The following is an 11,849-nucleotide window of genomic DNA, read 5'->3' as shown; positions in this document are numbered from 1 at the left end:
CGTTCTGGTCGGGGCGGAACGTGTGGATCGAGCCGTCGGCGTGACGGTAGGCCTTGATGCCCTCGAAGATCTCCTGCCCGTAGTGCAGCACCGCCGCCGCCGGGTCGAGACTGATCGGGCCGTAGGGCTGCACGCGCGGGCGATGCCAGCCACCGCCGACCGACCAGCAGATGTCGACCATGTGGTCGGTGAAGCTCGTGCCGAAGCCGGGGCTGGCGAGGATCTCGGCACGGGCGGCCGGGCTCTTGGCCGCGAGGTTCTTCGTGACGGCGAACTCGAGGGGCGCGAGTCCGGCGTCGGGATCGGAGTCGATGAGGGTCATGTCAGTCCTGCCGGTAGAAGAGGTGGGGACGCCGCCGCGCCGCCCGCGGGCTCCAGGTTACGCCTGCAGCCTCGCGGCGATCGCGTCGCCGACGGCGCTCGTCGTGCGGACGGAGCCGGTGCGCTCCGCGATGTCGGCCTCGACCGCTCGGGTGACGCGGGAGGCCTCCTCGGCGAGGCCGAGGTGATCGAGCAGCAGCGCGACGGAGAGGATCGCCGCCGTCGGGTCGGCTTTCTGCTGCCCGGCGATGTCGGGAGCCGATCCGTGCACCGGCTCGAACATCGAGGGGAAAGCGCCGCCGGGATTGATGTTGCCCGAGGCCGCAAGTCCGATTCCTCCGGTGATCGCACCGGCCAGATCGGTCAGGATGTCGCCGAAGAGGTTGTCGGTGACGATCACGTCGAAGCGAGACGGGTTCGTCACCAGGAAAATCGTGGCCGCGTCGACGTGGAGGTAGTCTACGGCCACGTCCGGGTGCTCCTGCGACACGGCGCCGACGATCCGCTGCCAGATGGCCCCCGCGTGCACGAGCACATTGGTCTTGTGCACCCACGTCAGCCGCTTCGAGCGCTTCTCGGCCAGGTCGAACGCGTGACGGACGACCCGTTCGATGCCGAACGCGGTGTTGACCGACACCTCGGTGGCGACCTCGTGCGGCGTGCCGCGTCGCAGCGCGCCGCCGTTGCCGACGTAGGGGCCCTCGGTCCCCTCGCGCACGACGATGAAATCGATCTCGCCGGCGTCGGAGAGCGGGCCCGGCACCGAGGGATACAGCTTCGACGGGCGCAGATTGACGTAGTGGTCGAGCTCGAACCGCAGCTTCAGCAGCAGCCCGCGCTCGATGTTCGCGTCCTTCAACCGTGGGTCGCCGGGAATCCCGCCGACCGCGCCGAGGAGGATGGCGTCGTGCTCTTTGATGGCGTCGAGATCGGCATCGGTGAGAGTCTCCCCCGTCTCGAGGAAGCGCCCCGCGCCGAGAGAGAACTGCGTGCTCTCGACACTCACCGCAGAGGTCGCGACGGCGGCATCCAGCACCTTCTGCGCTTCGGCGATGACCTCGGGACCGATGCCGTCACCCGGAATGACGGCCAGTTTGACGACGCGCGACATTGTGCTGCAGCTCCTGGGGATGGATCCGATGGGATCCCCCCAGAGTAGTGGCCGCGATGACCGCCGCGAGCACGATGAGGGCGGCGCCGATGAGCGACGTGATCACCACTCCCCCGTCGAAGGCGTGCGCCGCGGCCTCGCGCAGGGCCTGACCGACCGCGGGCTCGAGTCCCTCGGCGGCGTTCATCGCCCCGGCGAGCGTCTCGCGTGCGGCGAGGGATGCCGACTCCGGCAGCCCCGCGGGAAGCTCGAGCGTCGCGCGGTAGAACGCGGTCAGGATGCCGCCCATGACGGCCGTGCCGAGCACCGCTCCCATCTCGTATGCGGTCTCTGAGACGGCGCTCGCCGCTCCCGCCTTGTCGGCGGGCGCGCTCGAGAGGATGAGCTCGTTCGAGACGGTCTCGGCCATGCCGATACCGGCGCCGAGCGCCATGAACGCGAGGATCAGCATCCCGAGGCTCTGCGCGTCGGTCGTGAGGGCGACGATCAGGTACCCGGCGATCGACAGCGAGAGTGCCGCGGGCACGAGCACCCGCGCGGGCACACGGCGAGCGATCGGCACCACGACCAGGCCCGCGGTGATCATCACCGCAAGACCTGGCAGCAGCGCGATACCGGCGTCCATCGGGCTCAGCCCGAGCACGAGCTGGAGGTGCTGCGCCACGAAGTAGAGGAACCCGACGAGCCCGATGACGCTGAGCAGATTGACCAGCACGGCCCCGCTGAACGTGCCACGGCGGAAGAGCGCCATGTCGAGCATGGGGCTCGGAGCGCGCAGCTGACGTCGGACGAAGAGGACGCCGCCGAGCACGGAGGCGCCGAGCAGCCAGAGCGCGGGTCCCTCGAAACCGTCGACCGCGAGCGATTTGATCGCGTAGACGAGGGGAACCATCGTGGCCAGCGAGAGAGCGATCGAGACCGGGTCGATGCGGCCCGGACGAGGGTCGCGGCTCTCGGGGATCAGCAGCGGTGCCGCGATGAGCAGCGGGATGAGCACGGGCACGGCGAGCAGGAAGACGGATCCCCACGCGAAGTGCTCGAGCAGGAAACCTCCGACGATCGGGCCGAGCGCCATGCCTGCGCTGAAGCCCGCGGCCCAGACCGCGATCGCCAGGCGCCGCTGCTCTCGATCGCGGAAGATGCTGCGCAGCAGCGACAGCGTCGACGGCATCAGCATCGCGCCGAAGACACCGAGCCCCGCGCGGGCGGCGATGAGGAGCTCGGCGGTGGGGGCGAACGCGGCGAGGATCGACAGCATCCCGAACCCCGTCGCCCCGATCAGCAGCAGGCGCCGTCGACCGAAGCGGTCGCCGAGGGTGCCCATCGTCACGAGCAGGCTCGCCAGCACGAGGGGATAGGCGTCGATGATCCACAGCTGCTGCGCGCTCGTCGGCGCCAGGTCGAGGGCGATCTGCGGCAGCGCGAAGCTCAACACCGTGTTGTCGACCGAGACCAGCAGCACCGGCAGCATCAGCACCGCGAGCGCGGCCCAGGCACGCCAGCCGACCCGCTCGTCGCGAGGGGTGATGCGGGGGGTGTCGAGAGTGTGCAGTGCCATGATTCCGTCGTTCGTTCCTAAACCGTCCAGTCGGTATAGTAACAGGATGCTGCCATCCGGTCCACCCGCGCCGTCCCAGATACGATCGACCCCATGAGTCGCCCTCCCCGTGCCCGCGAGAGCGTGCTCGACGCCTTCGAGTCCCTCGTGATCGACGAGGGCGAGCGCTCGGCGACGCTCGACGCGACCGCCCGCGCCGCCGGCGTCTCCAAGGGCGGACTCCTGTACCACTTCGCCTCGAAGGAGGCGCTCGTGGAGGGGCTCCTGCAGCGACTGCGCGCACTCTCGGCCGACGACATCGAGCAGATCAAGAGCTCGCCGGAGGGTCCCGTCGCGGCCTTCATGCGCACGTCGATCATGACCGGATCGCCTCTGGACCGTGCGATCGTCGCCGTGTCGCGCCTGGCGCAGAACGGTCACCCCTCGGCCGGCGCCGCGATCCGCGAGCTGCGCATCCTGTGGGAGGACGCCCTCCGCCCGCACGCGCGCGACGAGACCGCCCTCCAGCTGATCATGCTCGTCAGTGACGGGCTGTATTTCAACAACGCCCTCACGGTGGGGTCCGTGTCGGGCCCCGTGCCCGAGGGCGAGGAGCTGAACGCGCTCATCGCGCTCGTGGAATCCTCGACGGGGCGCTGAGCCCCGGCATCCCGGCTCGCTCGGCGGTGCGGCCGCGCGGGGCCACGGCGGCGCACCACGCCGCGCCGCGCGACGCCGAGACCCACTTCTTGCAGCGAGCCACCACGCGTCGTGTGGTGGCTCGCTGCAAAAGTGGTGGTTCGCGGCTAGAACGGCGCCGGCGACACCCGCGGGACGGCGACGCCCGCGGGATCGGCTCGCGCCGGTCAGGCCTCGGTGATCTCGATCCGCTGGAACAGGTCGGCCCCCACCGTGCGGTGCAGCTCCTGCAGGATCTCGTCGGGAACCTGCTTGTCGACCGTGAGCACCGAGAGTGCGCGACCCGTCGCGTCGGGGTGCGCGACCTGAAGGCTTTCGATGTTGATCTGCGCGTCGCCGAGCTTCTTGCCGTAGATCGCGACGATCCCGGGGCGGTCGGCGTAGCGCATCACGACGTGGTGGCGGGCGATCGGCACCTCGATCTCGTAACCGTCGATCGCGACGACCTTGGGCACCATCCGGGTGCCCGCGAGCGTGCCGGCGACGGTCAGGACGCTGCCGTCGGAGAGCGAGCCGCGCAGGATGGTGATGTTGCGGTACAACGGGCTGTCGGCTTCGACGATCATGCGGGTCTCGATGCCGCGCTGCTCCGCGAAGAGAGGCGCGTTGACGTACGAGACGTTCTCGCTGACGATGTTCGTGAAGATCCCCTTGAGGGCCGCCAGCCGGTAGACGCTCACGTCGTACGCGGCGAGCTCGCCGCGCACCTCGATGTCGAGGCTCGTGAGGGCGCTCGGGGCGAGCGCGGCGAAGAACTGGCCCAGCTGCTCGACGAGGGCGATTCCGGGGCGCACGAAGGGATCGATGACGCCGCCGGCGACGTTGACCGCGTCGGGCACGAGGTCGCCCTCGAGCGCGAGCTTGACCGAGCGGGCGACGGACACGCCGGCCTTCTCCTGCGCCTCCTCGGTGCTCGCGCCGAGGTGCGGTGTGACGACGACGTTCGGCAGATCCAGCAGGCGCCGGGCGGGCGAGTCCTCGGTCGGCGGCTCGCTCGAGAACACGTCCAGACCGGCGCCCGCGATCTCGCCGGTCGTCAGGGCCATGTAGAGCGCGTCCTCGTCGACGAGGCCGCCGCGCGCGACGTTCACGACGAGGGCGGTGGGCTTCATGGCCGACAGCTGCGCGGCGCCGATCATGCCGGCCGTCTCGGGCGTCTTGGGCATGTGGACCGTGATGAAGTCGCTCTCGCGGACGAGGTCGTCGAGCGAGAGCAGCTCGACCTGCAGGTGCTGCGCCCGCGCCGGGGTGACGTAGGGGTCGAATCCCACGACGCGCACGCCGAAGGCGCGCAGCCGCTCGGCCACGAGCGCGCCGATGCGTCCGAGGCCGACGATGCCGACGGTCTTCTCGTACAGCTCGGTGCCCGTGAACGAGCTGCGCTTCCACGCGCCGCCCGCCAGCGAGGCGTGCGCGGCGGGGATGTGCCGGGCGAGGCTCAGGATGTGCCCCACGGTCAGCTCGGCCGCCGAGATGACATTCGATGTGGGGGCGTTGACGACCATGACGCCGGCGGTCGTCGCGGCCTTGATGTCGACGTTGTCGAGTCCGACGCCGGCGCGGGCGACCACCTTCAGCGAGGGCGCCGCGGCGAGGGCCTCGGCATCGATCTTGGTGGCCGAGCGCACGAGCACGGCCTGCGCGTCGGCGAGGGCGGCAAGCAGCGCGGGCCTGTCGGTGCCATCGACGTTGCGGACATCGAAGTCGGGCCCGAGAGCGTCGATCGTGGCGGGAGAGAGTTCTTCGGCGATGAGGACGACGGGCTTCGTCACGGAGCGGTCCTTCGGGTAACGCGGCCGGGCGAACGAGGCGTCGCGGCGCAGGGCGGTGCGGGAGATCGCCGCGCCGCACACCGTGGGGGCGAGGCTTTGAAAGCCTATCGGCTCACCGCGCCGACCCGGCGCCGCATGACGGCGTGCGACAGCATCCACTCACGCTCGCGGGGGCGATGGATGCTGTCAGCCGATGACCGCCGCCGTGTTCAGGCTCGTGTAGGCGACGACATTGAGCCAGAACACGCCCACCAGCCCGAGGCCCGCGAGGAGCACGAGCGCGTAGGTCGCGCTCCCCCGCCGCCAGGACAGCGCGAACGCCGCGCCGAAGACGAGGGCGGGGAAGACGATCGCGAAGATCCAGATGAACCAGCCGAGGGCGTTGAGCGAGACATCCACCGCCGACGCCGCCTGCACGGAGCCGGCCAGATTGCCGATCGCCTGCCAGATCGCGTACGCGTAGAACAGGGCGAAGACGCCTCCGATGCCCGCGAGCACGGGAACGGGCGTCGAGGGACGGGATGCCGGGGGTCCGGCGTCGGCCGTGGTCATGCGCCCACCGCTCCGATCATGATGAAGGGCCACGGCACGAGCAGCAGCACACCCGCGACGAGCCAGAGGCCGCGCACCCAGGCCCGCGAGCCTCTCGTGGCGAACAGGACGGTGCCGAACCAGATCAGCGGCGCGGCCGTGGCGACCCACAGTGCGCCCTGATACATCGCGTCCGTGACGAGCACCTGGTAGCGCCCCTGCAGGCGGAGGCCCCCGATGAGCCAGCCGATGGCGTAGAGCAGATAGATGCCGCCGAGCACGCCGACGGCGACGAGCGCGGCGCTGCCGGCGGCGGGACGGGCGTCCTCGTCGTCGGTCTCGACGGGGTCCGCATCCGGCGCAGGCGTGACGTGTCCGTCCCCGTCGCTACCCCTTCCCACGGCGTTCCAGCCCTCCGGGAGGCGTTCGGAGCGGGCCTCCCGGGCAGGGGCTTCTGCGGTGTCGGGGCCACCCGTCACGAGCGTCGGGTCATCGTCGCCCCAGCTCAGGGCGTCGTCGTCGCGGGGGGTGCTCACCGCTCCAGCGTACGCCGAAACGAAGACCCGGCCGCCGCCGCCCCGGGTGGGGGCCGCGACGACCGGGCATGAGCCGTGCCTGTGGTGCGGACGGCGGTCTGTGGGGTCAGCGCGCAGCGCTGCCCTCCGTGATCGCGAAAGCGATCACCATCGGGTGCCGGTGGACACGCCGAGGTCAGCGCGCAGCGCTGCCCTCGGTGTAATCGGCGTCCTGCTGCTTCCAGGCGAAGAGGGCGCGCAGCTCACGACCGACCTCCTCGATGGGGTGCTGGGCACCCTTCTCGCGCAGGGCGAGGAACTCGGGAGCCCCGGCATCCTGGTCGCCGATGAAGCGCTCCGCGAACGCGCCGGAGCGGATGTCGGCGAGGACGCCGGCCATGTTCTCCTTCACGTGCGGGTCGATCACGCGGGGGCCCGAGACGTAGTCGCCGTACTCGGCCGTGTCGGAGACCGACCAGCGCTGCTTCGCGATGCCGCCCTCCCACATGAGGTCGACGATGAGCTTGAGCTCGTGCAGCACCTCGAAGTACGCGATCTGCGGCTGGTAGCCGGCCTCGGTCAGGGTCTCGAAACCGTACTGGACGAGCTGTGAGACACCACCGCAGAGCACGGCCTGCTCGCCGAACAGGTCGGTCTCGGTCTCTTCGGTGAAGGTCGTCTTGATGACACCCGCGCGGGTTCCGCCGATCGCCTTCGCGTATGACTTGGCGATGTCCCAGGCCTGGCCGGACGCGTCCTGCTCGACGGCGATGATGTCGGGGATGCCGCGGCCCGCGACGAACTCGCGACGCACAGTGTGGCCCGGGGCCTTCGGCGCGACGAGGATGACGTCGACGCCCTCGGGCGCCTGGATGTAGCCGAAGCGGATGTTGAAGCCGTGCGCGAACGCGAGGGACTTGCCCGGGGTGAGCTTGTCCTTGATCTGGTCGGCGTAGATCGAGCGCTGGTGCTGGTCGGGCGCGAGGATCATGATCAGGTCGGCCCACTCGGCGGCGTCCGCGACGGACTTGACGGCGAAGCCGTCCTCCTCGGCCTTCGCGATCGACCTCGAGCCCTCCTTGAGGGCGATGGCGACCTCGACACCCGAGTCGCGCAGGTTCTGCGCGTGGGCGTGGCCCTGCGAACCGTAGCCGACGATCGCGACCTTCTTGCCCTGGATGAGCGCGAGGTCGGCGTCTGCGTCGTAGAAGATCTCTGCCATTGTTCCGTGGTTCTCCTTGTTTGCGGATCTTGGGGTTGTGGAGCCGCGCTCAGCCGCGCAGCACGCGTTCGGTGATGCTCTTGCCGCCGCGGGCGATGGCGAGCAGGCCCGACTGGGCCAGTTCCTTGACGCCGAACGGCTCGACCGCCCGGAGGAACGCGTCGATCTTTCCGTGATCGCCCGTCACCTCGATCACGAGCGCGTCGGTGGAGTAGTCGACGACCGAGGCGCGAAAGAGGTTGACGACCTCGATCACGTTCGATCGTGTCGCGTTGTCGGCGCGGACCTTGACGAGCATGTGCTCGCGCTGGACGGATGTCGAGAAGTCCAGCTCGACGATCTTGATGACGTTGATGAGCTTGTTCAGCTGTTTGGTCACCTGCTCGAGGGGCAGTTCGTCGACGTCGACCACGACGGTGATGCGGGAGAGGCCGGGCACCTCGGTCACACCGACGGCGAGGGATTCGATGTTGAACCCGCGCCGCGCGAAGAGTCCCGCGACGCGCGTCAGCAGGCCGGGCTTGTCTTCGACGAGCAGGCTGAGAACGTGCTTGCTCATGATCAGTCCTCCTGCTCGAACGCCGGCGCGTGCTCACGCGCGTACTGGATGTAGCTGTTGCTGACGCCCTGCGGCACCATCGGCCACACCATGGAGTCCGCACTCACCACGAAGTCGATGACCACCGGTCGATCGTTGGTCTCGAGGGCGAGCCTGATGGCAGCATCCACCTCTTCGGGCTTCTCTACCCGGATCGCGAGGGCGCCGTAGGCCTCCGCGAGCTTGACGAAGTCGGGGATGCGTGCGCTGGCGTGGCCCGTGTTGAGGTCGGTGTTGGAGTAGCGGCCGTCGTAGAACAGCGTCTGCCACTGGCGCACCATGCCCAGCGAGGAGTTGTTGATGATCGCGACCTTGATCGGGATGTTGTTGATCGTGCAGGTTGCGAGCTCCTGATTGGTCATCTGGAAGCAGCCGTCGCCGTCGATCGCCCAGACGACGCGCTCGGGTTCGGCGACCTTGGCCCCCATCGCCGCCGGCACGGCGTAGCCCATCGTGCCCGCGCCGCCGGAGTTCAGCCAGGCATTGGGGCGCTCGTACTTGATGAACTGCGCCGCCCACATCTGGTGCTGACCCACGCCCGCGGCGAAGACGCCCTCGGGGCCGGTGAGCTCGCCGATGCGCTGGATGACGTACTGCGGTGCGAGCAGGCCGTCGCTCGGCTCCGTGTAGCCGAGCGGGAACTCATCGCGCAGCCCGTCGAGGAAGGACCACCAGTCCGAGATGTCGGGCTTGGCTGCCCCCGTGACGCCCGAGAACGCCGCGTCGAGGTCGACGAGCACGTCCTTGAGGTCGCCCACGATCGGCACGTCGGCCGCGCGGATCTTCGAGATCTCGGCCGGGTCGATGTCGACGTGCACGACCCGCGCGTTCGGGGCGAACAGCGCGGCCTTGCCGGTGACGCGGTCATCGAAGCGGGCGCCGAGCGACACGATGAGGTCGGACTCCTGCAGAGCGAGCACCGCCGGAACCGTACCGTGCATGCCGGGCATGCCCAGATGCTGCGGGTGCGAGTCGGGGAACGCGCCACGGGCCATGAGCGTCGTCACGACGGGCGCGCCGGTGGACTCCGCGAGGCGGCGCAGCTCCGCCGCGGCGCGTGCCCGCACGACCCCGCCGCCGACATACAGGACGGGCTTCTGCGCCTCGGTCAGCATCTGGGCCGCGGCCTGGATCTGCTTGCCGTGCGCCTTGGTGACCGGGCGGTAGCCGGGCAGGTCGATCTTGGGCGGCCAGATGAAAGGCGCCTCGGCCTGCTGCGCATCCTTGGTGATGTCCACGAGAACCGGTCCGGGCCGGCCGGTGCCGGCGACCTCGAACGCGGCGGCGATCGCACCCGGGATGTCTTCGGCGCGCTTGACCAGGAAAGAGTGCTTCGTGATCGGCATCGTGATACCGACGATGTCGGCCTCCTGGAACGCGTCCGTGCCCATCAGCGTGCTGAACACCTGCCCCGTGATCGCGACGATGGGCATCGAGTCCATGTAGGCGTCGGCGATCGCGGTGACGAGATTTGTCGCGCCGGGACCGGAGGTCGCGATGGCGACCCCGATCTTTCCGGATGCCGCGGCGTATCCCTCCGCGGCGTGTCCGGCGCCCTGCTCGTGCCGCACCAGGATGTGACGCAGGGCGGTGGAGTCCATGAGCGGGTCGTAGACCGGAAGGATCGCGCCACCTGGCAGGCCGAAGACATCGGTCACTCCGAGCAGCTCGAGCGAGCGGACGACCGCCTGGGCCCCCGAGAGCACAGGCGCGGACGCGGTGCGAGCGGGCGGCCGAGGCACGGCCGTTGCGGTTTCGGCGGGCATGGTGAGGATCCTTGTGTGTCGATAGCGGTTGTCTGTGCGTCGGGAGGACCGACGGATGCCGCGACCCGCGAGGGACGCGGACTACCCCGTGACCGCGCCCTCCGCAGCGGAGCGCACGAGCTTGGAGTACTTGGCCAGAACGCCTCGGGTGTAGCGCGGGGGCAGGGGCTCCCAGCCCGAGCGGCGGGAGCTCAGCTCTGCGTCATCGACGAGTAGGTCGAGAGTGCGAGCCGCGATATCGACCCGTATCAGATCACCATCGCGCACGAAGGCGATAGGACCTGCGTCCACCGCTTCGGGTGCTATGTGGCCGATGCAGAGGCCGGTTGTGCCGCCTGAGAATCGTCCGTCCGTCAAGAGTAGTACATCTTTCCCGAGACCCGCGCCCTTGATCGCCGCGGTGATCGCGAGCATCTCGCGCATTCCGGGCCCGCCCTTGGGACCCTCGTAGCGGATCACGACGACATCCCCCGCGGCGATCACGCCCGCCTCCAGCGCATCCATGGCCGCCCGCTCGCGCTCGAACACGCGGGCGGGACCCTCGAAGACGGCGGCGTCGAAGCCGGCGGTCTTGACCACGGCGCCCTCGGGCGCGAGCGAGCCATGCAGGATCGTGATGCCGCCGGTCGCGTGGATCGGGTTGTCGAAGGTGTGGATCACGGTGCCGTCGATCGGGTCGGGGTCGATCTCGGCGAGGTTCTCGGCGACCGTCTTGCCCGTCACGGTGAGGGCGTCGCCGTGCAGCAGACCCTCGTCGAGCATCGCCTTCATGATGACCGGGATGCCGCCGTGACGGTCGACGTCGTTCATGACGTACTTTCCGAACGGCTTCATGTCGGCCACGTGCGGCACCTTGTCGCCGATGCGGTTGAAGTCGTGCAGGTCGAGGTCGATCTCGGCCTCGTGGGCGATCGCCAGCAGGTGCAGGACGACGTTGGTCGAACCGCCGAGGGCCATCGCCAGCGCGATGGCGTTCTCGAACGACTCCTTGGTGAGGATGTCGCGGGTCGTGATGCCCCGGCGGAGAAGATTGACCACGGCCTCGCCGGAGCGGTGAGCGAAGTAGTCGCGGCGGCGGTCTGCCGACGGCGGCGCGGCGGAGCCCGGCAGGCTCAGCCCCAGCGCCTCGGCGACGGACGCCATCGTGTTGGCGGTGTACATGCCTCCGCAGGCGCCCTCGCCCGGCGCGAACGCGCACTCGATGCGCTTGAGGTCGGCCTCCGACATCTTCCCTGACAGGCACGCGCCGACGCCCTCGAACGAGTCGACGATCGTGATGTCCTTCTCGGTGCCGTCCGAGAGCTTGACCCAGCCCGGGGCGATGGATCCGGCGTAGAGGAACACACTGGACAGACCCAGGCGCGCGCTCGCCATGAGCATGCCCGGGATCGACTTGTCGCAGCCCGCCAGGAGGACGGTGCCATCGAGCCGCTCGGCCTGCACCACCGTCTCGACGGAGTCGGCGATCACCTCCCGCGAGACGAGCGAGAAGTGCATACCTTCGTGCCCCATGGAGATGCCGTCCGACACCGAGATCGTGCCGAACTGCAGCGGATACCCGCCGCCCGAGTGCACACCCTCTTTGGCGCCTTGCGCGAGGCGGTCGAGGCTGAGGTTGCAGGGGGTGATCTCGTTCCAGCTCGACGCGATGCCGATCTGGGGCTTCTCCCAGTCCGCGTCGCCCATGCCGACGGCGCGGAGCATGCCGCGGGAGGTGGTGGCTTCGATGCCGTCTGTCACAACCCGGCTGCGGGGCTTGATGTCGACGGGCGCGCTG

10 protein-coding genes and 1 pseudogene are annotated in these 11,849 nt (G+C 69.5%); 1 reads left to right on the top strand and 10 read right to left on the bottom strand.

Translation table 11 applies throughout. From position 1 onward, the window contains the following. The 3 genes and pseudogenes from DI573_RS10745 to DI573_RS10735 form a co-directional block, all read right to left on the bottom strand. Positions 1-322 (bottom strand): annotated as a pseudogene (locus DI573_RS10745) (branched chain amino acid aminotransferase); the annotation flags it as partial. Positions 323-379: 57 nt separating this feature from the next. Then, a complete protein-coding gene (locus DI573_RS10740) occupies positions 380-1,432 on the bottom strand; it encodes a 3-isopropylmalate dehydrogenase (protein ID WP_292813869.1) in 1,053 nt (350 codons plus the stop codon). Next, positions 1,395-2,990 carry an MFS transporter gene (locus tag DI573_RS10735; RefSeq protein WP_292813867.1) on the bottom strand — a complete coding sequence of 532 codons (1,596 nt, stop codon included), beginning with the start codon at positions 2,988-2,990 and terminating at the stop codon, positions 1,395-1,397. The genes DI573_RS10740 and DI573_RS10735 overlap by 38 nt, the downstream gene beginning before the upstream one ends. A gap of 93 nt (positions 2,991-3,083) precedes the next feature. Here DI573_RS10735 and DI573_RS10730 point away from each other — a divergent pair, with 93 nt between their 5' ends. Beyond that, a complete protein-coding gene (locus tag DI573_RS10730) occupies positions 3,084-3,629 on the top strand; it encodes a TetR/AcrR family transcriptional regulator (RefSeq protein ID WP_292813863.1) in 546 nt (181 codons plus the stop codon). Between the two features lie 206 nt (positions 3,630-3,835). Here DI573_RS10730 and serA read toward each other — a convergent pair whose 3' ends face one another. From serA to ilvD, 7 genes are all read right to left on the bottom strand, one after another. Continuing rightward, positions 3,836-5,440: a phosphoglycerate dehydrogenase gene (gene serA, locus DI573_RS10725; protein ID WP_292813860.1), complete on the bottom strand. Its 1,605-nt coding sequence runs from the start codon at positions 5,438-5,440 to the stop codon at positions 3,836-3,838. Between the two features lie 186 nt (positions 5,441-5,626). Beyond that, positions 5,627-5,992, bottom strand: a complete 366-nt coding sequence (locus tag DI573_RS10720) for a bacitracin resistance protein (RefSeq protein WP_292813857.1) — start codon at positions 5,990-5,992, stop codon at positions 5,627-5,629. Further along, positions 5,989-6,507: a DNA polymerase III subunit gamma/tau gene (locus tag DI573_RS10715; protein WP_292813855.1), complete on the bottom strand. Its 519-nt coding sequence runs from the start codon at positions 6,505-6,507 to the stop codon at positions 5,989-5,991. Before DI573_RS10715 ends, DI573_RS10720 begins: the two co-directional genes overlap by 4 nt. 175 nt (positions 6,508-6,682) lie before the next feature. Further along, positions 6,683-7,708 (bottom strand): ketol-acid reductoisomerase, encoded by a 1,026-nt coding sequence (gene ilvC, locus DI573_RS10710; RefSeq protein ID WP_292813852.1) that lies wholly within the window; start codon positions 7,706-7,708, stop codon positions 6,683-6,685. 49 nt (positions 7,709-7,757) lie between these two features. Continuing rightward, positions 7,758-8,267, bottom strand: coding sequence for an acetolactate synthase small subunit (gene ilvN / locus DI573_RS10705; RefSeq protein WP_292813850.1), 510 nt, complete (start codon positions 8,265-8,267; stop codon positions 7,758-7,760). A 2-nt stretch (positions 8,268-8,269) separates the two neighbouring features. Then, entirely contained in the window at positions 8,270-10,072 is a 1,803-nt protein-coding gene (locus DI573_RS10700) for an acetolactate synthase large subunit (RefSeq protein ID WP_292813847.1), read from the bottom strand. An 81-nt stretch (positions 10,073-10,153) separates the two neighbouring features. Continuing rightward, complete coding sequence (gene ilvD, locus DI573_RS10695) at positions 10,154-11,833, bottom strand: dihydroxy-acid dehydratase (protein ID WP_292813871.1); 1,680 nt, start codon at positions 11,831-11,833, stop codon at positions 10,154-10,156. Between the last annotated feature and the right edge of the window lie 16 nt (positions 11,834-11,849).

The organism is Microbacterium sp. (genome assembly GCF_003248605.1).
Lineage (GTDB): Bacteria > Actinomycetota > Actinomycetes > Actinomycetales > Microbacteriaceae > Microbacterium.
Note: the sequence above shows the minus strand (reverse complement) of the source record. Positions and strands in the feature narration are given on the sequence as shown.

Coding starts and splice junctions, on each gene's coding strand:
- DI573_RS10740 (WP_292813869.1), bottom strand. CDS start 1,432: ATGTCGCGCGTCGTCAAACTGGCCGTCATTCCGGGTGACGGCATCGGT.
- DI573_RS10735 (WP_292813867.1), bottom strand. CDS start 2,990: ATGGCACTGCACACTCTCGACACCCCCCGCATCACCCCTCGCGACGAG.
- DI573_RS10730 (WP_292813863.1), top strand. CDS start 3,084: ATGAGTCGCCCTCCCCGTGCCCGCGAGAGCGTGCTCGACGCCTTCGAG.
- DI573_RS10720 (WP_292813857.1), bottom strand. CDS start 5,992: ATGACCACGGCCGACGCCGGACCCCCGGCATCCCGTCCCTCGACGCCC.
- ilvC (WP_292813852.1), bottom strand. CDS start 7,708: ATGGCAGAGATCTTCTACGACGCAGACGCCGACCTCGCGCTCATCCAG.
- ilvN (WP_292813850.1), bottom strand. CDS start 8,267: ATGAGCAAGCACGTTCTCAGCCTGCTCGTCGAAGACAAGCCCGGCCTG.
- DI573_RS10700 (WP_292813847.1), bottom strand. CDS start 10,072: ATGCCCGCCGAAACCGCAACGGCCGTGCCTCGGCCGCCCGCTCGCACC.